The following is a 20,259-nucleotide window of genomic DNA, read 5'->3' on the forward strand; positions in this document are numbered from 1 at the left end:
CTTCGGCCCCAACCACAGCCGATAGTCTTCAAACCCCTACCCGCAAAATCGGCTTGCGCTAAAAAAGAGTCAACAAAATCAAGTTTGGGTTAACCACGTCTCTTGAGAACTGGTTAACCTGACGCATTGAACGCGATGCGTTTGGCCAAGTGACCTGCTCAACCGAGTGTGCACCCGCCATAGGAATCGGCAACGGCGGGCGCTGTCGAGCACCCGCCGTCGTGACGTTTCAATACTGGCTCCAACAATCAGCCGCCACGCAGCCGCGTCGGGCTCAGGCTGGCGATTGTCATGCTCCGCTGTTCGGAAGGGCACGTCGGCAGAAAGCGGCTCGCATCCGCGTATGTCATGGTCGCGATGGAACCCTTCAACCCACCACGCTTGGCGATCCAGCCGCGAACCCAGCCGGGGTAGTTTTTCATCATGAAATTCGCAGCGACCTGATTGCCCCGCGCCCCAGCGCCATAGGGCAAGTGAAAGCCGAACGATGCGTTGTGGGTGACGCACACCTTGCTCTTGGGCATCGACAGATACAGCGTGCAGGCGGAGTCGCACGCACCGTTGAACCGCACAAAGGTGCCGCTGCGGCGCATTTTCAGCGCACGGATGGCGTAGTCGATCACATAGCCGCCGCGATCGCCACTGACCGTCTTGACGTTGGCAGTGCCGAGGCTGATGCGCGGTCGCAGCAGTTCACCTGCGGAGCTCGCCGAGACCATTGCGCCCATCAAACCGAGCGCACCGAGAAACTTCATTATCGTTTTCATTCGTGCCTCCTGCTATGCCGTCAATGACTAGCTGGGAGGCGTAAAGATTGAATATTCCGCGTCGCTAAAGTTGTATCAGTCGGTTGATTGTACAGCCGTTTTAGGACCTGCTTGACGATTTGGTTTACTAATGGCGCAGCAGGATGATCACTGAAAAGTAAACCCGGCGCGGGCGTCCTTGCCGATCGACTGCACGGAAGCACACTCGGCGGGATTGGATCAGAGGAATTTGGATGGCCGTTGGTGGCAAGGAGCAGACGCCGTCAAGATCGGAAGGCAAGCCCCGCCGCGTCTGCGTCGTGACAAACGCTATCGACCAGGGTGGCGAAGACGCTAGCATGGTCGAACTGGCCAGGCTTTTCGCCGAAGATGGCGACGACGTCACCCTGGCATGGGTTCCTGGCAGGAATGCATCATCTCCAGGGGAGGAGGAGGCGCGCCGCCGCGACCTGGAGGCGGTCTCCGTGCACCTGGAGATTCTCGACAAGTCCGATCAGTTGCTTCCTTCGCTGGCGACGCCCGAGAGCCGGTCCGCCGCGGTGCTGCATTATCTCGAACGGTCCGGCCACGACCTGGTCTACGCGCCGCTTGAGGGCGGATTGCCTTACTACACGCTGCTGGCGGTCGAAACTGCTGCCTTTGCCGCGCCGCCGATCGTGGTCGTCGCCCATGCTCCGGAAGAATGGGAGCAAGAAGCCGACAAGGCGTTCATGGGCAGCACCGAGGCGATTGCCGTCGCCTACATGGAGAAATACTGCGCCGAGATGGCGAACAGGACGATCTGTGTATCAGCCGCGTTGCGACAGTGGATGCTGTCGAAGGGCTGGAAGGTGAAGAAGGCGACAGTGACGCCGATGTTGCCGTTGCAGGATCGCCTTGGCCCTGCCGGAGCGCGACCGTCGATTGCGACGAGAAGCGCAAAAGAACTTGTCGCCCTGGCCGGGTGGCACTTCCGCGATGGCCTGACGCTGTTTTGCGACGCGCTCGACATCATCGCGCCAACGGCGCCAAAAGGGCTGACGGTCACCGCATTCGGTCCATTCGGAAAGATCATGGGCGAGCACAGCGGTGGACTGCTTCTGAGACGCGCCGAGCGGTGGCCGTTCAAACTCAACCTGTTGGCGCGCGCAAGCTTCGCCGCAAAGGTCGACTATGTCGCGCGGACCGGCGCGCTTGCTGTCATTCCCGCCCGCGCCGCATCGACGGGCAGCACTGTTGCCGCATGTGTCGGGGCGGGATTGCCTTTCGTTGCGACCAATGTTGACGCGAACGCCGAGACCTGGAATGCGCAGGCGAGGCAGCCGGGGCTGGTCGATCCTGACGCTGCCGCGTTGGCGCTGGCGATTTCGGCGGCGCTCAAGGACCCGCCTCGCCCACTGCCTGTCGACAGCCTGCGCCAATGTCGGCAATCCTGGCTGGATACGCGCAATTTGCCGACGCCAACCAAGCGCAGGCGCGTCGATAAAAGTGCCGGGTCGTCACCGCTGGTCTCTATCGTCATGGCCCATCGCAACCGGCCACTCTATCTGAAACAGGCAATCGCGGCGATCGAGGCACAAACCTACGATCATCTGGAACTGGTTCTGGTCGACGACGGAAGCGATCTGGACGAAGCCAGGCGATTGCTGGATGCGCTGGAACCGACCTTCCGTCAGCGCGGTTGGAAGATCCTGCGCCGACCGCACAAGCATCTCGGCGCGGCGCGAAATGCCGGCATCCGCGCTTCGCACGGCGAGCTGATCCTGTTCGTCGACGATGACAACGCGCTGTTTGCGGAGGCCGTCGATCATTTCGTGCGTGCCATGGCAGCATCGGGCGCTGACATCTGCACTGCGTTCCAACTGATCTTCTACGAGGATTTCGTGCCCGAGGATCGTGCCGACGGGCTGATCCAGTACCTGCCCCTGGGTGGTCCCGACACGCTCGGCCTGATCCATAACGTCTATGGTGACGCGAATGCCATGATGCGCCGATCTGTCTTCTCGCAGATCGGGTTCTTGATCGAAAAACCCGGCTACGCCATGCACGACTGGGAATTCTTTGCGCGAGCCTCCCTCGCCGGACTCAAGATCAGGACCATACCAAAGCCGCTATACTGGTATCGCTCGAGACCGGATGGAATGTTTCGGACGTCGAATTGGTACGACAACCGGCTTCCCGTGCTTGAGGCGTTCAGGTCGAGCCAATCCGATGATTTCCGCCTGCTGTATCATTTGGCCATCGCCCAGAACACGCAGCGGTCCGAAATTGAAAGTGTCCGCGAAAACCTGAAATATACCCCCGGCAATCGAAAATATCTGGAACTGTGCGACATCGAACCGAACAGCGATGCAGCCATAGAGAAACTTGCGAGCATTGCTGAATCGATCGGCCGCCCCGATACGGCTGCCACCCTGCTTGGACGCCCCGCCGCCGCCATATCTAGCGATGCCCCGGACCGTCCTGATGTCGACGGCGGTTCGATCACCCTCGGCCACGACATGCTGAGGAGCGCACGGCTGCTTACACCGCGCGTCTCGGCTCTGCCGCTGTTGCTTGTCGCATCGGATGACGGCGGGGTCTTCTTGCGCCCGCATACGGACGGCCCGGTCGCCGCATCGCTTGATCACCAATTTCCAACCTTCTTCCGGAAGGTGGAGGCAATCGTCGAAATCGCTCATGCCGACGCGCCGGCAATGGATTTCGGTCTCGCCCTTGCTCGCCCCGATCAGACCATAGATTGGCAACAGGACATCGCCGCGCAAACGATCGCCTTTTCAGGCTGGATGAGCGTCAAAGACAAATTCGTGCGCCATCCCTTGGTGGCAGTGATTCGCACACGACGGAAGATGCCGCTTTCGATCGTTCTCGCCGTTCGCTTCGCTGAAACGCCCAATGGTTCCGCGACCAATGCCTTCTTTCGGAAGCTGACACTGTTCGGTGATTAGCGGCGATCCGACAAGGCTGGTGAGGCCCACGCGCAGTTCAATGGCGCGCGTTAACCATGTTGGCTCAACGTTGCCAAAATGGTTGACAAAACGTTAACAGATGCTAATATTTCCAGTGGGTTATTTAGTGTGTGGGGTGTATTATGCGCAAGGTTCAATCACTGCTTTTGGGCGGCCTTAGTCTGCTGGGGTTGAGCGTCGCTTTCTCCGGGGCGGCGCAGGCGAGAATGAACGTTGGTGTCAAGGAAGCCGAGCTTGCCTGCGAGCAAGCTCTTAAAACCGGCACCATCGAGGCGCTTGAGGATTATCTGCACCGTTACCCGAATGCTCCGTCCGCCTGCAAGGCGCTTGCTCTCAACAGTCTGTCCCAGTTTGGGCCAGGTGGTGGGGACACCAACAAGGGTGACGGTGGCCACCGCTACGGCGGATAAGCGTCAGCCGGATTTTTGCCTTCAATAGTTTCGGGCACATCAGGTGGCCGCGTCGGTGCGCTGGTGCGGCATGGGCAGGGTTGACACGAATCCGGCATAGCGATCCGAGGTTTTCATCCAGCCGAGTTCCACGAGCTGCGCGGCGTCACCGCGATAGCGGACGGACCTATGGTTACGGAGCGCCAGTTTCGGATCGCGCTCCAGGGCTTCCATGTAGGCGGCGCGTTCCTCAAGCGTCTTTTCCTTGAGTTGCGCATTTTCACTCAGAGACGACGCTGATTTCTGGCGGAAGCCCCAGACGAATTTGAAGTGGAGCAACGCGATCCGCAGCTCACTGAATCGGACCTCGCTGATTGCATGCTGTGCCACGTGGTAGTGCCTGCCTCGTCTCCATCGTACGATCGGCACCTTTGTCAGGCATGGAGGAAGCGTTTGCTTGAACCGGCCGTGCCAGAAGGCCCGTTCCCTGACGCCACCGAACATCTGCTCCGGTGGATACCTACCGTCGCGGGCGCGCAGCCAGCCTGGCTCCGGATCGAAGTACGGTGAAGCCTCAAGAAGCGGGATCGTGCCGTCATAGCTGCATTCGGCCAACGGGCCGTCAGCATACATGTCAACCAGGGATCCGATTACAGCTTCGGCGCCGGTGGCGTCCAGATAGCTGCAAAGCTGCCGCAGGTCTGCCCGCTCATAGTCGGGGTAGACGAGAAGCTCGTCGGCGTCGACCGAAAGGCACCAATGGCCGCTGCCGAAGACATTTATGAGCGTGTTGTTCCACCGCGGCGGATCGATGTTTTCAGCGAAATGCGATCCTTCCGTGTGGAAGCAGTGGCTGTCCGGCTGCTCCAGGATCAGCTCACGCGTCCCGTCCGTGGAGCCGTTGTCCAGGAAGAAAAAACGATCGACGCCGAGGCCACGGTAATGGTCGAGAAGCTGCGGCAGCAACGTTGCTTCATCGCGCAGTCCGATGAAGCACAGGATCTCGCCATCGGTCACGTCGATCGGCCGGTCGTCCAGTCGCGCGAGATGTTTTGGGGATCGAACCATCCGAAACTCATTAAGTCCGTTCGCGCGAAAGGCAAGTGCGGTATGGTGAGCTCCGCGTGATAGTTATCAAAGTATTATCCTACAGTTGGCAAGACTGTTCCAGCGAGGCGGGCTGAAAAAGGAGGGCTGATTGAGCGTTGGTTCCAAGACAGGCGCGACGTCCGGGGATAGGCGACAGGCAAGCAAGACGGCCCGCAGTGTGTGTATCGTTTCCGAGATCGAGTTCGGGTCGACGATGACCACGGATTCCGGGTCTGCAACCTACGCGCTGGCGCAGCATATGGCGAGAGCCGGTGACACCGTGACGCTGCTTTGGGCGCCAAGCCCGCTGGGTGCCCAGCCCGATGAGCAGGAGATCGCCAAGGTAGCCAAATGGTGTTTCGACAATTTCCTGGTGAGGCTGGAATTGTTGCCGCCGTCACCCGAGTTGCTGCGGGGCCTGGAGTCGAGCGACAAGAACTCATTGGCTGTCTACCACTATCTCAGGCAGAACGCTTTCGACGTCGTCTATTTTGCGCTTGAGGGCGGACTGGCGCATTTCCCTGCCCTCGCCAAGCGCACGGGGGTCTTTCCCAATCCTCCCTCGATCGTCGTGCTCGCGCATGAACCACTTATGTGGAGGCTGGAGGCCAATGCCCGGACGGTCGAACGCAAGGAACAGATGACCGTCGCGCACATGGAAAAGATGTCGGCTGAGACGTGCGACCATCTCGTCGTTGTCGGCCAGTCGCTGCTCGACTGGATGGCCAAGGCGGCATGGAAGCTGCCCGCAAGCTGTCACATTGCTACGCCCCTCGAGCCGGAGGAATGGCGTTCGAACTTCGCTGTCGATCACTACAGGCCGCGAGGGCGGCCAACCGCCGAAGTGGTTCATTTCTCAGGCACGGAGGAGCGTGGCGGACTGACGCTGTTTTGTGACGCGCTCGATCGTCTGGCCGACAGCGGCGTAACAGATTTGGCAGTGACGGTTGTCGGCGCGTTTGGTCATGTCCTGGGCGAGCATTCGGGCGGCATGATCGTTCGGCGGGCGCGGCAGTGGCCGTTCAAACTGAAGCTCCTGCCCATTCGAGACGAGCCCGACATTTTCCGATATCTGCGGCAGAGCCATGCGCTGGTGGCGATCACGCACTCGGCTGCCCAACTTCCGCTGGATGTGGTCACCTGCCTGAACGAGGAGATCCCGTTCGTCGCGACCGACGTCGGCAGCATACGCGACATGCTTCATCCGAAGTCGGCTGACGCCGTCATGATGGAGGCTTCAGCTTCCTCCATCGCCGCCAAGATCGCGTCGGTGCTGGAAAGCCGATCGTTCGGCCCGGCGAAGCCGCAGCAAAAACGGGAAGCGCGCGAGAGGGTCTGGAACAAGCTGCACGCAAAATTTTCCAGCGGTCCCAACAAGGTCTCCAGCCGTAGCCGGAGCCGACCACCGCTCGTTTCGATCATAACGGCGCACTACAATCGGGCACGCCTGTTGCCAAATGCGATTGCCTCGGTTCGCTACCAGGATTATTCCAACATCGAATTGATCGTCGTCGATGACGGCAGCACCGATCCAGACGCGATCCAGCTGTTGGCGCAGCTCGAGCCGGAGTTCGAGCAGCGAGGCTGGCGGATCATCCGGCAGAAGAACGGCTTCCTCGGCAAGGCGCGCAACACGGGAATCCGCGCCGCCAAGGGCTCGTTGATCCTGTTCCTGGACGACGACAACGCACTCTTCCCGAATGCCGTCAGTACGTTCGTCGCCGGCATGCAAAAGTCCGGCGCCGATATCTGCACGACCTTCGCCAAGTGGTTCAACGAGCCGTTTGTGCCACCGGATATCAAGAGCGGTTATATACGCTATTTCCCGGTCGGCGGACCTACGGACATCGCTATGCTCACCAACCCGTATGGTGATGCCAATGCGATGTTCCGGCGCGAGGTGTTCGACAAGATAGGCTACCTGAACGAGCAGCGAGGCTTTTCCGCGAGCGATTGGGAATTTTTCGTTCGCGCGGACCTGGCAGGCCTCGAGATCGTCCCTATCCCGGAGCCGATCTACTGGTATCGGTCGGCGCCGACGGGCATGAACCTGAATGCCGAGTGGGTGAGGAACCGCAAGCCTATCATCGATGCCTTCCGAAAGCACAAGTTCGCGCATACGGACATGTTCGTGCAACTCGGCATCAGTACGAACACCGCCTACTATGAAAAGGATCTCAACCTCCGGAATTTGGAGCTGCGGGTCAACGACGAACGGTATCTCAAGCTAAGCACGGGCTCCGCCAACACCGATGATGCAATGCAGTTGCTGGCCGAGATCGCGGCGCGCGAAGGCAGGGCCGATACGGCGATTTCGCTTCTCGCTCATACAGGGCGAATCGACTTCGCCTTGGGTGTGGTTGAAATGCTCAACGCGGCGGCCGACGAGACCGTGCCGGAGCTACACTCTTCGCTTTACCGCGAGCAGTATCTCTCCGCCGAGCCCCTGCGTCTGGCTCACATCAGTTCGCATCCGGATACCGATCCAGACCTGCTGAGCTATGTCGAACAATCGCCGGACCAGCTGTTTCTCGAAGCCAAGGGCAGCAATGTCACCATGGCACTGCTGAAGGGCGTCTGCCCACCGGGCGTCACCAGCGCGAGCTGCTGGGTTTACCTCGACGAGGAGTTGGCGGACCCGGCTCAATTTCAGCTCGTCGTCGTAGACGCGGAAAACCAGGCCGTCAGCGATCTCGCCCAGCTCCTTGAAAGCGGCAACGGGAGCGGCTGGGCCGATCTCCGCCGAGCGCGCGAGGCGCGCGAAATAAGGGCGACAGTCAGTTCGCCGGCATCAGGCAGGCGCGATCTGTTGCTGGCGGTGAGGTGCGGCGGCAGCAGTCCGGGCGGGCGCGTACTTGGCGGCTTTTCAGGCATCCAGATCCGCCATGCCGTTTCGGTCGGTGCAACGCGCCCGCGCCTCAACGCGCCGCAACAGCGCCAACGTACCCGCCGGATGACCGATGATGAACTGAAGCGTGCGACGCTTGTGACCGATTATCCCTCCGAGCTGCCAACACTGCTCGTTGCCGGCGACAATGGCGGCATCTTCCTGCGGCCGAGCACGCATGGCATCGTTGTTGCCGCCCTCAATTCCGCTTTCCCCGCCTTTGCCAGAAGTGTCATGGCAACGGTGGAGATCGCTCACGATGACGCGTCCCCATTCGAGTTCGCCATGGCGCTGGGCAGGGAGGAAGAAAAACTCGCGTGGAAACACGATGCTCCGGTGGGCGCCTTGGCATTCTCCGGATGGACGCGCGTTTCGAGACCTTTCGAACTGCATGACTTGAAAGTTTCGATCCGGGAGATAGATCGCAAGTGGCTGACGATCTATCTGGCAATCCGGCTACCACGCGGCTCGAAACCGATGCCGTCCAATGCTTTCTGGCGCAAGTTGTTGTTGCTGTGGGACTGACAGGTGCGTCGTCAGGGCGCGGTCGCACACTTGTCGAGGCATAGGTGCGGCAGTAGATTAAGCCTGCGTGGAGGCACCAAGACAATGAAGAAATCACTGGGTCTTGTCCTGGCATTTATTGTTATTGCCGGAAGCGCAATGTCTTTCGGCGCGGCCGCCCAGGAACGCGACGTGGGGCCTAAATGCGTGCAGTGGAATGCGCATCGCGTCCTCTTCAAGAAAGGTGACGGCACGATATCGAAGGATTCCGCGAACGCGTTGACGGCTTTCATCAAGGAAGCGGGGCGCGATTGCGGCTACAGGCTTTATGCAACGGCCAGCAAGGAAGGCAATTTCAACAAGGCGTTCGACATTGCTGGTCGCAGGCTCAACGCAACCGGCGACTTCCTCAAGGCCCAGGGCGTCAAGCCCGAAATGGTGCTGGCGCTTTCGCATTGGGTTGACGACGGCGCCGCCGACACCAACACGGCGCGCAGCGCGATCCTGTACACTCTGCCAAAACAAGGAATATCGTGCCGGCAATATGAGAAGCGCAGCCCGGTGCAGGTCGTCCTGTTTTTTGACAACCAGTCGTATGTGATTTCAGCGCGGGTCAAGGACGAACTTGAGAGGTTCGCCGCCAGCATTCGAGACTCACGCTGCAATGTCGCACTGACAGCTTTCGCGGCCACGGAATTCACCGGCGCCGACGCTGCAAAGACGAACAAGGAACTGGCCAAGCAGCGCTTGAAGGCGATCGAGGATATCTTGACCGCGGCCGGGATCGACAGTGACCGTCTGGTGGACACAAAAGTCGAGTATGTTGGCGACCAGAAGCCGAACGTCGTTCGCAGTCGTCTGGCGACCGCGTCGCTGATGTAACGGCTCGCCCTGCGGACGGGATCAGACGATCTCGGCATCAAGCGCCTGACAATTACCTTGTGTCGGCGCTGTCGCGCAGACGCTCCATCTCATCCAGCAGCATGTCGAGGCCGAGCTCGAATGTCGCATCGAATTCGGCGGTGCCGAAGAAGCGGCCGGCGGCCATGACATTGGGAAAATCGCGCGCCAGTTGCTCGTCGCTGACCGTGCTGACCGCCGACGGACCCTTGGCATAGCCTGATGTCTCGTCGAGGATGGCGCCCATAAGGTAGTATCCGGCAGTGCGGAACAGCCGCGCCCCCAGCTCGGCGCTGAAGCCACCGGCTTCGAACAGACCGAGAATGCTGTTCAGCCAGGCGAGGCAGGTCGGCGAATTCATCCGGTAGGTAACGAGGAACGGCGCGAATGCCGGATGCTCACGCCCGACGCGGCGGAAATCCTGCATGGCCATGCGCATCCTTTGCCGCCACAGGAGGCTGGCGTCGGGCATTTCGAGCGCGCCGACCAGCCGGTCGACCAGCGCCTCGTGCAGATGCGCCAGCGAGGGAAAGTGATGGTAGATGCTCATCGCCTCGCAGCCGAGTGCTGCCGCCAGCTTGCGCATGGAAAAGCCGGCAAGCCCTTCCCGCTCGATCACCTCGAAGGCGGCATCCTCGATCATCTGTCGGGAGAGCCGGCCACGTGTTCGCGTTTTTTTGATCGATGAGTCCATGGCGTTGCTTGACAACTTACACTGTAAGGTTCATTTTTCACATCACCTTACATCGTAAGGCTAACAAACGCCAGAGGAGAAAATCATGTCCGCCTACCGCATCCTTTCACCCGTGCCGTCTTCAATCCGCCGCGCGTCCCTGCTCGCCGTTGCCGCCTGCGCGCTTGCGCTGCCGGCGCCTGCCCACGCCGACGATTATGACGCAGCCATCAAGGACATGCAGGCGACGATGGGCGGTGTGCCAAGCTTCGTGAAGCAATTTCCGAAAGCCGGTCTGCCCGGCGCCTGGGCCGAGGTCAAGGCTTTGCAGTTGAGTGACCAGACGGCGCTGCCGCCGAAGGTCAAGGCGCTGATCTCGCTGGCCGTCGCAGCGCAGATCCCGTGCACCTACTGCATCTGGTCGGACACGCAGGACGCCAAGCGCGCCGGCGCTACCGACGAAGAGATCCAGGAGGCCGTGGCCGTGTCGGCGCTGACCCGCCACTGGAGCACCGTCTTCAACGGCATGCAGATCGATTTCGACACGTTCAAGAAGGAAATGGGCGGGCAGTAAAGGTTTTGAAGACAGGGAAGCGATGGCTCGTACCTGCGGGCCACCGCCTGTCTGACAAGGACGCTCGTCAGACGATCTCCGCACCAAGTGCTGCGGTCTCATCCGCAGTCTTGCGTGATTTGTTCCGGCTCCGACTGAGCAAGGCAATTCCGGCAAACGCCGCAATTCCACACAGCCCGACCAGCACGTTGAGCCACAGCGCCGGAAACACGCCAACGCCGGCGATCATGACGGTCAGACCGAACGGCGCGAAGGCCGAACAGAACTGACGCGCTGCCGTGATCCAGCCGACATAGGAGCCGTAGCGGGCGTGGCCGAACAATTCGAGCGGCAGCGTGCCCGAGACGATGCTCATCAGGCCCGAACCGAAACCGAACAGCACGGCAAAAAGGATGGCGCCCGACACTGACGGCGCCGCGACAAGCAGCACCGCAAGACCGCCAGCCAAAGCCGCTGTGGCGCCGAGCGCCAGCCATGTCTGGGACAGGCCATGGCCGAACAGCATGTTGACCAGGCGGCTCGCCACCTGCGAGGGGCCAAACAGGCTAGCGACAATCACAGCTGCTCCGCCAAGCCCTACCATCGTCAGCAACGGCACCATCTGGACAAGGATCGCCGACAGCATGAACCCTTCGATGGCAAAGCCGACCAGCATCAGGACGAAGATCGGTGACCAGCCATGGCGTTGCGTGGACGCCGAGATACCTGATGTGGCGGGAATGATCCTGTACTCTTCGCCAATGCGGCGCGAAAACCGTGCAAGCCACCAGTGGACCGGCAGGCAGACGCCGACATTGAGCGCGGCGAAGATGGCGAGAACCTCGCGCCAGCCGAGATGGTTGTGCAGCACCGTCGTCAGCGGCCAGAACAGTGTCGAGGCAAAGCCGGCGATCAAGGTGAGATGAGTGATACCGCGACCGCGACCGCCCAGTTGCACGATGGCGACGAACGCGGTGCTGTAGAGCACGAAGCATGAGGCAAGTTCCATCGCCAGCACCCCGGCGGCAAAACCGATACGTCCGGGCGCCAGTGCACACAGCAGCAGCGCGCCGGCCGCGGCCAGTGATCCAGGCACCATAAGGCGGACGGCGCCATGCTTGTCCGCCAGGCTGCCGGCAATGGGTGCCAGAACAGCACTTGCCAGCAGCGATGCCGAAAGCACGGCGAACACCCATTTCGGTGACCATGCCAACTCCGTGGCGATGGCCGGCGCAAGGATGCTGTAGCTGTAATAGAGCGTGCCGTAACCAATGATCTGGGTGACGCCGAGCGCCCAGATCGCCGAAGCGGGAACCTTGCGGTCGGTCACTCCGCGGCTTCCATCGCGCTCGACTTTGCCACACCGCAGCCGCAGCCAGCCTTGCCGTCGGCTTTTGCCTCGGCATCGGCGACGCAGCAGGCATCGACCTCGCTTGGCGCCGGACCGCCGCAGCAGCCTTTGAACGCCGCGCCGACTGTCGACGAAGGCACCGTGCAGACGCCGGTTTCCGGCAAAACCAATTGCACGGTGTCGGCGGAAGCGATGTCGCCGGCGATCGCTGCTGCGACCGAGCGGACTTGCTCATAGCCGGTCAAAAGCAGGAAGGTCGGCGCGCGGCCATAGCTCTTGATGCCGGCGGTGTAGTAACCGGGCTCGGGATGGCTGAGTTCGCGGTGACCATGCGGCGGCACGTCGCCACAGGAATGCTCGTTGGGATCGATCAGCGGGCCGAGCGCCTTGACGCTTTCGAGCCACGGATCGAGATCCAATCGAAGCTCCCGTGTCAGCGTGAGATCTGGCCGCTGTCCGGTCGCGGCGATGATGCGGTCGACGGGACCGACCTGCCGCAAGCCATCCTTCGTCTCCCCTTCGACAATCAGGCGGCCGTCGACCATGCGGATGGCCGTAGTGGCAAAGCCGGTCACCAGCGCGACGCGGCCGCTTTCGGCGAGGTCGCGCACTTCGGCGCCAAGCTCGCCGCGCGCCGGCAGCTGGTCGGCATCGCCGCCGCCATAGATGCGCACAAGGTCGGTGCCGCGCGTCGCCCAGATGAACGCCGTGTCCGGCTCGACATCGGCCAGTCTGGCAAGATCGAGCAAGGCGTTGGCGGCCGAATGGCCGGAACCTGCAACCAAGGTCGTGCGGCCTGCATAAAGCTGGCGGTCGTGGCCGAGAATATCGGGTATGCCATAGGCGATGCGATCGGCACATTCCGCCTCGCCTTCGGCAGCAAGGCCGCCGGCGCCGAGCGGATTGGGCGTCCGCCATGTGCCCGAGGCATCGATGACGGCGCGCGCCCAGTCGCGCCTTGTGCCATCGGCGGTCTCGACCACCAGCATGAAGGGCCGCGTCTCACGTGCCTTGCTCACAACCTTGTCGGCGCCCCAGCGCGAGATGCCGACGACGCGGGCGCCGGTTTCGATCGATGGCGCCAGCGCCGGAAGGTTTGCAAGCGGCTCGAGATAGCGTGCGACGAGCTCATTGGCGGTTGGAAATGCCTCGGGCTCCGGCATCTGCCAGCCGTGCGCCTCCAGCAGTGCTCGGGCCGCCCGATCGACGCAATAGCGCCAGGGCGTGAACACTCGGACATGGCCCCAATCCCTGAGGTTGGAGGCAACGCTGCTGCCAGCCTCGTAGAGTTTCACCGGCAGGCCCTGGCTCAGCAGATGGACGGCCGCCGCCAGACCGACAGGGCCGGCACCGATGACGGCGACAGGGAGATCACTTCGCATGGCCATTTTACACCTTCCATATTTCCGGGATTACCGAAATACTAGACAAAAAAGAGATCAGGCGGCGGCGTCTTCCGCTGGCGAATTGCAGGCGGCGTCGGCGCAGCATTCGTCGGCGAGGAAGCCGATGAGGTCGTTCATGATGGGATAGTTGGCGCGGCAGATCAGCGTCGTCGCCTGCCGCTCCTGCGTCACCAGGCCTGTGAGGATCAGCCGGTGCAGATGATGCGACAACGTCGAGGCGGCGATTCCGAGGCTTTCCTGCAGAGTGCCGACCGGCCTGCCCGCTGCACCGGCCCGGACCAGAATGCGATAGAGGTTGAGCCGCGTCGGATTTCCGAGCGCTTCAAGCTGCTTTGCTGCTTGTTCGAGTTTCATCGAAATAGCATAGGCCGGCGATTGCGGCGGTCAAGCACTATTTCGATGAATATCGAAATAAGCTTCAGACAACCCGCCTGCCGCCATCATCGATGATGACTTCGCCATCTTCCTTGGTGAAGGGGCCGATGTCGGGATTGGGCAGGATGTCGAGCACCGCTTCCGACGGCCGCGCCAGCATGACGCCGCGCGGCGTCACCACGATCGGGCGGTTGATCAGGATCGGATGCGCCAGCATGAAATCGAGAATCTCGTCGTCGCTCCATTTGGGATCGCCAAGGTTGAGCTCGACGTAAGGCGTGCCCTTCTCGCGCAGCAGTTCGCGCGGCGTCATGCCCATCGCCGCAATCAGCTCGACCAGCTTTTCGCGCGATGGCGGCGTCTTCAGATATTCGATCACCTCCGGCTCCTCGCCGGACTGCCTGATCATCGCCAGCGTGTTGCGCGAGGTGCCACAGGAAGGGTTGTGATAGATGGTGATAGTCATCGCGCAGCTTTCGTTGTTGGCATGGTTTTGGGTTCAGCGAGCAGCCAGCCGGCCAGCGCCATGGCGAGCAACGCGCCGGCCAGTTCGGCGACGACGAAGGCCGGGACATCGAGCGGCCTGATGCCGGCAAACGTATTGGAGAAGGCGCGCGCAATGGCAACGGCCGGATTGGCAAACGAGGTCGAGGCGGTGAACCAGTAGGCTGATGTGATGTAGAGCCCGACCAGCCAGGGAATGGCGTCACCGCGAAAGCGCAAGCCAGCCAGGATGGTGAACACCAGACCGAAGGCGGCCACCAGTTCGGCAAGCCATTGGCCGTTTCCGCTCCGCACCGTCTGGGAAATCTGCAGGATCGGCAATTCGAACATGGCATGCGCCAGAAACGCCCCTGCTATGCCACCGACGATCTGGGCGGCGATATAGCCTAGCGCCGCATTGATCTCGATGTCCCGGCGCAACGCAAAGACCAGCGTCACCGCCGGATTGAAATGCGCGCCGGAGATTGGCCCGAGAATGGTGATCAGCACCACCAGCATCGCGCCGGTCGGAATGGTGTTACCGAGCAGCGCCAGCGCCACGTCGTCGGTCAGCCGGTCGGCCATGATCCCCGAGCCGACGACCGCGGCAACCAGCATGGCGGTGCCGAGGGCTTCGGCGACGAGGCGGCGGGACAGATCAGTGGTCATGCTGTTCAGCCTGCGTTGGACGATTGCGACCGATCTCATCCAGCCGTTTCTGCAAAGCGAGCTTGTCGACCGTATTCATCGGCAGACTGACGAAGATCGAAATCCGGTTGTTGAGCATGCGGTAGGCATCGGCGAACGCCAGATGCTTCTCCGCATCCGTGCCCTCGACGGCGGCAGGGTCGGGCACGCCCCAATGCGCCGTCATCGGCTGACCGGGCCATACGGGGCAGGATTCATTGGCGGCATTGTCGCAGACGGTAAAAACGAAATTCATTTCTGGCGCACCGGGCACCGCAAATTCTTCCCAGTCCTTCGAACGGGCAAAGGACGTGTCGTAGTTGAGGTTTTTCAAAAGTTGCAGAGAGTAAGGATGAACCACGCCCTTCGGGTGCGATCCCGCCGAAAACGCCTTGAACCTGCCGGCGCCGACGCGGTTCAGTATCGCCTCGGCGAGAATCGATCGGGCGGAATTGCCGGTGCACAAAAACAACACGTTATAGATCTGATCGCTCATGGCTTCCTCCCCTAACACTTGCCCGGCTTAACAATTGCCCGGCTTAACACTTGCAGGTCACGGCCTGGATGATCGGTTGGCAAAGCTCCGGCGCGCCGTTGCAGCAATCCTCCATGAGGTAAGCAAGCAGGTCGCGAAAACCGGTCATGTCGGCGACGTAGCGGATGGTGCGCCCCTCGCGCTCGGCCCGAACCAGCCCGGCATGGTCGAGGACCTTCAGATGCGCCGACATGGTGTTCTGGACGATATTCAGCCGCGCGGCGATCTCGCCGGCGGCCACGCCATCGGCGCCGGCTCGCACCAGCAGGCGAAAAACCTCAAGTCTGGTGTCCTGGCCGAGGGCAGCGAGTGCGAGAAGTGCTTTTGTCTTGTCCATGCATCCATAAATCCGGAATTAAGGATGCTTATCGCCGCGATATGACAGATGGATGACAGGCAGCGCCCGAAGGTCGGAAGGCGACGGTCCAGTCAATCCGGCCAGGGGGGGTCTGTTTCGCGAAGCTGATGGCCCAATGCAGCGGTCTCGTTTACTTTCAGAAGATGAACCTCCCCCTCCGTCGCATCGTCCTTATCGTCGCGCTGCTCAATCTCGCCTATTTCGGGATCGAGTTCGCTGTGGCGCTAGCCATAGGGTCAGTGTCCCTGTTTGCCGACAGCATCGACTTTCTGGAAGATGCCTCTGTAAATCTCCTTATCCTGCTGGCACTTGGCTGGTCGGTACGCTCTCGCGCACGTGTGGGGATGGCTCTGGCACTCATCCTGCTCGTGCCCGGTCTGGCCACGCTCTGGACGGCCTGGGAGAAATTCAACGTGCCGGTGCCGCCGCAGCCGAACGCCTTGACCCTGGCGGGACTGGGCGCTTTGGCCGTCAACCTCTCCTGTGCCTACATGCTCGCCGCGTACCGTCATCGTGGTGGTAGCCTCACAAAGGCCGCCTTCCTGTCGGCCCGCAATGACGCCTTTGCCAACATCGCCATTATTGTCGCCGGGCTGGTCACGGCTTTGCTCTGGCACTCCGCCTGGCCCGATTTGATAGTGGGTTTAGGGATCGCGGTAATGAACGCCGATGCGGCCCGCGAAGTGTGGGAAGCCGCCCGTGAAGAACACCGTGCGGCGGCCTGAGAACCAGGTAGAGCTGGGCTACAAGATGCAACGCACAGCTCGATCGGTCGGGAAAATTCTCAATCCACGCTTTGCACAAATTGAGATGAGACGCCACCCGCCAGGGTCTTGCTAAGCCTTGCGCTCCCAGCGCCGGTCCGGCGTCTGCTGCCAGTAGGTCACGGCGTGGCCGGCGCCCTTCATCGTCTTCCAGTGCCCCCGCGCCGCCTCGACCTGGACGGCGTCGTGGCCGTCGAACATGAATACCGCGCGTTCGTAGCCGGCAAGTTCCGGCGGCATCGCGCCGTCGACCAGGAAGCGTATCTTTGCCTCGTTCGGATTCTCCTGGCCGGTGGTCAGCAGAATCGGCTGCTCCGCCGGAAAGGCTTCGCGATCCGTTGCATGGGCCAGGAACGAATCGTCGCGAAAAGTCCAAAGGTGCTGGTCGAGCGCATCGCGCCGCTCTTCGGTGCCCGTCTGCACCACGGCGCGCCAGCCGCGATCGACGCTGCGCTCCAAGAGGCCGGGAAGCGCGTCCTCCAGCGTCGATTCAGTCAGGTGGTAGAACAGGACGTCGGCCATGATTGCGCCTTGAAAGCCTATCCCTCGTAGTTGTCACGCACCAGCCGGTCGAGCAGCCTGACGCCGAAGCCGGAACCCCATGACTGGTTGATCTCGCTCGGCGGCGAACCCATGGCGGTGCCGGCGATGTCGAGATGCGCCCACGGCGTCTCCTTGACGAAGCGCTGCAGGAACTGCGCGGCGATGATGGCGCCGCCATAGCGACCGCCGATGTTCTTCATGTCGGCATTCTTGGAATCGATCAGCTTGTCGTATTCAGGCCCGAGCGGCATGCGCCACAGCCGCTCCTGGGTCGCCTGCCCGGCCGCCGTCAACTTTTCCGACAGTTCGTCATTGTTGGAAAACAGGCCGGCATAATGTTGGCCGAGCGCGACCATGATGGCGCCGGTCAGCGTCGCCAGGTTGACCATGAATTTCGGCTGGAAGCGGTCGTTGCAGTACCACAGCGCGTCGGCCAGCACGAGACGACCTTCGGCGTCGGTGTTGAGCACCTCGATGGTCTGGCCCGACATTGAGGTGACAATGTCGCCGGGGCGCTGCGCATGGCCGTCGACGGCATTTTCGACCAGCCCGATGATGCCGACGACATTGGTTTTCGCCTTGCGCGCGGCAAGCGCGTGCATCAGCCCGGTGACGGCGGCGGCACCGCCCATGTCGCCCTTCATGTCTTCCATGCCGGAGGCCGGCTTCATCGAATTGCCGCCGGTGTCGAAGGTGACGCCCTTGCCGACAAAGGCCACGGGTGCGTCCTTGGCCTTGCCGCCATTCCATTGCATGACGGCCATGCGGGCGCCGCGGGGCGAGCCCTGGGCGACGCCGAGCAGGGAGCCCATGCCGAGCTTCTTCATCTCCTTCTCGGCCAGGATCTCGACCTTGACGCCGAGCGCCTCCAACTCCTTGGCACGGGCGGCGAATTCCACCGGTCCCAGCGCATTGGCCGGTTCATTGACAAGATCGCGAGCGAGAAGCACGCCGTCGATCACCGCCACCTCGTCGGCAAAAGCCTTTTTCGCTGCGGCAGGGTCGGCGGTGTGGATGGTCACCTTGACCGGCTTCTTCGGTTCGTTCTTGCCGTTATCCTTGTCCTTCTTGGTCTTGTACTTGTCGAAGGCATAGGCACGCAGAAGGATGCCCGCGGCAACGCTCGCCGCTTGGCTGCCGGCAATGGTGGCGCCCGGCACGTCGAGCACGACGGCCACTTCGGCCGCCTTGCGCAAGGAGGCGGCGATGGTGCCGCCAAGCTTCAGCCATGCATAGTCGTCGAGGCTGGACACCTTGCCGGCGCCGATCGCCACCAGCCGGTCGAGCGCCGTCCCCTCCGGCGCCAGCACTTCGACGAGACTGGCGAACTTGCCGGTGAAATCGGCCACCGGGAACGCCCGGTCGAGGGTTTTGGCCGGATCGCAGGCCTTTGCCGGCTCGCCAAGGCCGCCATCGTCGGCCGCCAGCACGAAGACGCTACCCTTTTTGGGCGCGGCAAATTTGGCGAAGGCGATCGAAGGTCTCGAATTCATCAGGTCCTGCTTTCGGGGAACGGCTAGGCTTTCGGGGAAGTGTGCGCGACATTTGGTCGTTTTCCGGCATTTGGCAAGACTTTGCCGAAATTGCATCCCATATGCGCGGTTGAATCGATGGCGATTCGTCGCGGCACGGCCCCGCTTCTTGCCGCAACCTGTTGTTAACCATTGATGTTCGCCCTTTCTTATCCATTGCCGCCGACACTCCGGCATGCGGGACGGCGATGTGGAACGGGACCGAATCGAACCGCCAGATGGAAGCAGTTGTACAGGCGCCTGCGGACGACTACCTTGTCGGCAGGCATGATGCCGTTCGGCAAAATCGAGAAAAGCCTTAGATGAAGGTCGTTGAACGCTACATCATGCGTCGCGCTTTGGCGGTGTTCCTGGCTGCGCTGGTCTGGACGCTGGCCATTGTGTGGACGACGCAGGTGCTTGCCAAGATCGACCTCGTCACCGACAGCGGCCAGTCGGCGCTGACCTTCTTCGAGGTCGCGGCGCTGATCATCCCGACGATCGTTCCGATCGTGGTGCCGTTCGCCCTGGTGGTGGCGGTCGCGCAGACGCTCAGCGTCATGAATTCCGATTCGGAACTGGCCGTCATCAACGCCGCCGGTTCCTCGCGCTGGACCATCGTGCGGCCGATCATGCTTTTGGCGCTGGGCGCGGCGGTCTTTTCCTTCTCGGTCGACAATGGCGTCGAGCCCTATGCGCGGCAGAAGAACCGCGAGCTGGTGGCGTCGTCGCGCGCCGATCTGTTGTCGCTGATCATCCAGGAAGGCACTTTCCGCAAGATCGATGAGGGCCTGTTCCTGCAGATCGGCGAACGGCTTCCCGACAACCGGCTGGGCGGCATCTTCGTCGCCGATTCGCGCGAGGAAGGCGCAGATCTGGTCTACTACGCCAAGACCGGCAGCGTCGTCGAACGCGGCAACGAGAAGGTGCTGATGATGAATGACGGCGTCATCCATCGCAAGACACTGACCGGCGACCTCTCGGTCATCCGCTTTTCCTCCTATGCCTTCGACCTCTCGGCGTTCATGTCGGCGGCGAACGAGGTCACGCTTTTGCCCAAGGACCGCACGACGCAGTACCTGCTCAATCCGAGTCCCAACGACAAGATGTTCCAGCGCCAGCCGGGTCGCTACAGCGCCGAAGTCAACCAGCGTTTTTCCGAATGGTCGTACTCGCTGGTGTTCGCGCTGATTGCGCTGGCGGTGGCCGGTGACGCGCGCTCGCACCGTGAGGCGCGCATCCATCCGCTGATCACGGCCATTGCGATTGCACTGTTCGTGCGCTGGCTCGGCTTCTTCGCCGCCGGCAAGGCCGACAAGATCCCGCAATACGCCTATATGGTCTACGGCGTGCCGATCGTGGCTTCATTGGTGGCCATCTGGTTCATCGTCTCCAACCGGGCCATGGAACTCCCCGGCGCCTGGGCCGACTGGATGACCAATTTCGCCACCCGCGTCAGCGACGGCTGGACCGCCGTCAAGCTGCGCTTCGCCAGGCGCGGCGCGTCCGGGCAGGGAATCGGCTGATGGGCTGGAC

19 protein-coding genes and 1 pseudogene are annotated in these 20,259 nt (G+C 61.7%); 8 read left to right on the forward strand and 12 right to left on the reverse strand.

Annotation, left to right across the window (positions count from 1 at the left end; all coding sequences use genetic code 11):
• Positions 1 to 248: 248 nt before the first annotated feature.
• Positions 249 to 767, reverse strand: coding sequence for a hypothetical protein (locus tag AC1DXU_RS09645; protein ID WP_477367475.1), 519 nt, complete (start codon positions 765 to 767; stop codon positions 249 to 251).
• 233 nt (positions 768 to 1,000) lie between these two features.
• Here AC1DXU_RS09645 and AC1DXU_RS09650 point away from each other — a divergent pair.
• From AC1DXU_RS09650 to AC1DXU_RS09660, 3 genes and pseudogenes are all read left to right on the forward strand, one after another.
• Positions 1,001 to 1,609, forward strand: a pseudogene (locus AC1DXU_RS09650) (glycosyltransferase); the annotation flags it as partial.
• Between the two features lie 12 nt (positions 1,610 to 1,621).
• The gene (locus tag AC1DXU_RS09655) at positions 1,622 to 3,694 is read left to right on the forward strand and encodes a glycosyltransferase family 2 protein (protein WP_477368922.1); all 2,073 of its coding nucleotides are present in this window, start codon (positions 1,622 to 1,624) and stop codon (positions 3,692 to 3,694) included.
• Positions 3,695 to 3,837: 143 nt separating this feature from the next.
• Positions 3,838 to 4,125: a hypothetical protein gene (locus AC1DXU_RS09660; RefSeq protein WP_477319420.1), complete on the forward strand. Its 288-nt coding sequence runs from the start codon at positions 3,838 to 3,840 to the stop codon at positions 4,123 to 4,125.
• A gap of 39 nt (positions 4,126 to 4,164) precedes the next feature.
• Here AC1DXU_RS09660 and AC1DXU_RS09665 read toward each other — a convergent pair whose 3' ends face one another.
• Positions 4,165 to 5,172, reverse strand: coding sequence for a glycosyltransferase family 2 protein (locus tag AC1DXU_RS09665; protein ID WP_477367478.1), 1,008 nt, complete (start codon positions 5,170 to 5,172; stop codon positions 4,165 to 4,167).
• A 130-nt stretch (positions 5,173 to 5,302) separates the two neighbouring features.
• On the opposite strand from AC1DXU_RS09665, the gene AC1DXU_RS09670 reads away from it, so the two are divergent.
• Both AC1DXU_RS09670 and AC1DXU_RS09675 read left to right on the forward strand, forming a co-directional pair.
• Positions 5,303 to 8,605 (forward strand): DUF6212 domain-containing protein, encoded by a 3,303-nt coding sequence (locus AC1DXU_RS09670; RefSeq protein WP_477367481.1) that lies wholly within the window; start codon positions 5,303 to 5,305, stop codon positions 8,603 to 8,605.
• 84 nt (positions 8,606 to 8,689) lie between these two features.
• Positions 8,690 to 9,466, forward strand: a complete 777-nt coding sequence (locus tag AC1DXU_RS09675; protein WP_477367484.1) for an OmpA family protein — start codon at positions 8,690 to 8,692, stop codon at positions 9,464 to 9,466.
• Positions 9,467 to 9,518: 52 nt separating this feature from the next.
• Here AC1DXU_RS09675 and AC1DXU_RS09680 read toward each other — a convergent pair whose 3' ends face one another.
• Positions 9,519 to 10,178: a TetR/AcrR family transcriptional regulator gene (locus tag AC1DXU_RS09680; RefSeq protein ID WP_477367487.1), complete on the reverse strand. Its 660-nt coding sequence runs from the start codon at positions 10,176 to 10,178 to the stop codon at positions 9,519 to 9,521.
• 85 nt (positions 10,179 to 10,263) lie between these two features.
• Here AC1DXU_RS09680 and AC1DXU_RS09685 point away from each other — a divergent pair, with 85 nt between their 5' ends.
• Positions 10,264 to 10,731 (forward strand): carboxymuconolactone decarboxylase family protein, encoded by a 468-nt coding sequence (locus tag AC1DXU_RS09685; RefSeq protein WP_477367490.1) that lies wholly within the window; start codon positions 10,264 to 10,266, stop codon positions 10,729 to 10,731.
• A gap of 67 nt (positions 10,732 to 10,798) precedes the next feature.
• Here the strand turns inward: AC1DXU_RS09685 and arsK are convergent, their stop codons facing one another.
• From arsK to AC1DXU_RS09720, 7 genes are all read right to left on the reverse strand, one after another.
• Positions 10,799 to 12,040, reverse strand: a complete 1,242-nt coding sequence (gene arsK, locus AC1DXU_RS09690; protein ID WP_477367492.1) for an arsenite efflux MFS transporter ArsK — start codon at positions 12,038 to 12,040, stop codon at positions 10,799 to 10,801.
• Positions 12,037 to 13,449 (reverse strand): NAD(P)-binding protein, encoded by a 1,413-nt coding sequence (locus AC1DXU_RS09695; protein ID WP_477367495.1) that lies wholly within the window; start codon positions 13,447 to 13,449, stop codon positions 12,037 to 12,039. Before AC1DXU_RS09695 ends, arsK begins: the two co-directional genes overlap by 4 nt.
• A 51-nt stretch (positions 13,450 to 13,500) precedes the next feature.
• A complete protein-coding gene (locus tag AC1DXU_RS09700; RefSeq protein ID WP_477367498.1) occupies positions 13,501 to 13,821 on the reverse strand; it encodes an ArsR/SmtB family transcription factor in 321 nt (106 codons plus the stop codon).
• Between the two features lie 64 nt (positions 13,822 to 13,885).
• Entirely contained in the window at positions 13,886 to 14,308 is a 423-nt protein-coding gene (arsC, locus tag AC1DXU_RS09705; RefSeq protein ID WP_477367501.1) for an arsenate reductase (glutaredoxin), read from the reverse strand.
• The gene (locus AC1DXU_RS09710; protein WP_477367504.1) at positions 14,305 to 14,994 is read right to left on the reverse strand and encodes an aquaporin; all 690 of its coding nucleotides are present in this window, start codon (positions 14,992 to 14,994) and stop codon (positions 14,305 to 14,307) included. Before AC1DXU_RS09710 ends, arsC begins: the two co-directional genes overlap by 4 nt.
• Entirely contained in the window at positions 14,984 to 15,508 is a 525-nt protein-coding gene (locus AC1DXU_RS09715; RefSeq protein WP_477367507.1) for an arsenate reductase ArsC, read from the reverse strand. The genes AC1DXU_RS09710 and AC1DXU_RS09715 overlap by 11 nt, the downstream gene beginning before the upstream one ends.
• A 43-nt stretch (positions 15,509 to 15,551) precedes the next feature.
• Positions 15,552 to 15,884 (reverse strand): ArsR/SmtB family transcription factor, encoded by a 333-nt coding sequence (locus AC1DXU_RS09720; RefSeq protein WP_477367510.1) that lies wholly within the window; start codon positions 15,882 to 15,884, stop codon positions 15,552 to 15,554.
• Between the two features lie 128 nt (positions 15,885 to 16,012).
• Here AC1DXU_RS09720 and AC1DXU_RS09725 point away from each other — a divergent pair, with 128 nt between their 5' ends.
• Positions 16,013 to 16,630 carry a cation efflux transmembrane domain-containing protein gene (locus tag AC1DXU_RS09725; RefSeq protein ID WP_477367513.1) on the forward strand — a complete coding sequence of 206 codons (618 nt, stop codon included), beginning with the start codon at positions 16,013 to 16,015 and terminating at the stop codon, positions 16,628 to 16,630.
• Between the two features lie 111 nt (positions 16,631 to 16,741).
• On the opposite strand, the gene AC1DXU_RS09730 is transcribed toward AC1DXU_RS09725, so the two are convergent.
• Both AC1DXU_RS09730 and AC1DXU_RS09735 read right to left on the reverse strand, forming a co-directional pair.
• Complete coding sequence (locus AC1DXU_RS09730) at positions 16,742 to 17,191, reverse strand: DNA polymerase III subunit chi (RefSeq protein WP_477319448.1); 450 nt, start codon at positions 17,189 to 17,191, stop codon at positions 16,742 to 16,744.
• Positions 17,192 to 17,208: 17 nt separating this feature from the next.
• The gene (locus AC1DXU_RS09735; protein WP_477367516.1) at positions 17,209 to 18,705 is read right to left on the reverse strand and encodes a leucyl aminopeptidase; all 1,497 of its coding nucleotides are present in this window, start codon (positions 18,703 to 18,705) and stop codon (positions 17,209 to 17,211) included.
• 341 nt (positions 18,706 to 19,046) lie between these two features.
• On the opposite strand from AC1DXU_RS09735, the gene lptF reads away from it, so the two are divergent.
• Positions 19,047 to 20,249, forward strand: coding sequence for an LPS export ABC transporter permease LptF (gene lptF, locus AC1DXU_RS09740; RefSeq protein ID WP_477367519.1), 1,203 nt, complete (start codon positions 19,047 to 19,049; stop codon positions 20,247 to 20,249).
• Positions 20,250 to 20,259 lie beyond the last annotated feature (10 nt).

The organism is Mesorhizobium sp. P3_A10, assembly GCF_056403175.1.

Excerpts from the sequence above, each read along its gene's own strand:
- AC1DXU_RS09645 (WP_477367475.1), bottom strand. The coding sequence starts at position 767 with ATGAAAACGATAATGAAGTTTCTCGGTGCGCTCGGTTTGATGGGCGCA.
- AC1DXU_RS09655 (WP_477368922.1), top strand. The coding sequence starts at position 1,622 with ATGTTGCCGTTGCAGGATCGCCTTGGCCCTGCCGGAGCGCGACCGTCG.
- AC1DXU_RS09660 (WP_477319420.1), top strand. The coding sequence starts at position 3,838 with ATGCGCAAGGTTCAATCACTGCTTTTGGGCGGCCTTAGTCTGCTGGGG.
- AC1DXU_RS09665 (WP_477367478.1), bottom strand. The coding sequence starts at position 5,172 with ATGGTTCGATCCCCAAAACATCTCGCGCGACTGGACGACCGGCCGATC.
- AC1DXU_RS09675 (WP_477367484.1), top strand. The coding sequence starts at position 8,690 with ATGAAGAAATCACTGGGTCTTGTCCTGGCATTTATTGTTATTGCCGGA.
- AC1DXU_RS09680 (WP_477367487.1), bottom strand. The coding sequence starts at position 10,178 with ATGGACTCATCGATCAAAAAAACGCGAACACGTGGCCGGCTCTCCCGA.
- AC1DXU_RS09685 (WP_477367490.1), top strand. The coding sequence starts at position 10,264 with ATGTCCGCCTACCGCATCCTTTCACCCGTGCCGTCTTCAATCCGCCGC.
- AC1DXU_RS09695 (WP_477367495.1), bottom strand. The coding sequence starts at position 13,449 with ATGGCCATGCGAAGTGATCTCCCTGTCGCCGTCATCGGTGCCGGCCCT.
- AC1DXU_RS09700 (WP_477367498.1), bottom strand. The coding sequence starts at position 13,821 with ATGAAACTCGAACAAGCAGCAAAGCAGCTTGAAGCGCTCGGAAATCCG.
- arsC (WP_477367501.1), bottom strand. The coding sequence starts at position 14,308 with ATGACTATCACCATCTATCACAACCCTTCCTGTGGCACCTCGCGCAAC.
- AC1DXU_RS09710 (WP_477367504.1), bottom strand. The coding sequence starts at position 14,994 with ATGACCACTGATCTGTCCCGCCGCCTCGTCGCCGAAGCCCTCGGCACC.
- AC1DXU_RS09715 (WP_477367507.1), bottom strand. The coding sequence starts at position 15,508 with ATGAGCGATCAGATCTATAACGTGTTGTTTTTGTGCACCGGCAATTCC.
- AC1DXU_RS09720 (WP_477367510.1), bottom strand. The coding sequence starts at position 15,884 with ATGGACAAGACAAAAGCACTTCTCGCACTCGCTGCCCTCGGCCAGGAC.
- AC1DXU_RS09725 (WP_477367513.1), top strand. The coding sequence starts at position 16,013 with ATGGCCCAATGCAGCGGTCTCGTTTACTTTCAGAAGATGAACCTCCCC.
- AC1DXU_RS09730 (WP_477319448.1), bottom strand. The coding sequence starts at position 17,191 with ATGGCCGACGTCCTGTTCTACCACCTGACTGAATCGACGCTGGAGGAC.
- AC1DXU_RS09735 (WP_477367516.1), bottom strand. The coding sequence starts at position 18,705 with ATGAATTCGAGACCTTCGATCGCCTTCGCCAAATTTGCCGCGCCCAAA.
- lptF (WP_477367519.1), top strand. The coding sequence starts at position 19,047 with ATGAAGGTCGTTGAACGCTACATCATGCGTCGCGCTTTGGCGGTGTTC.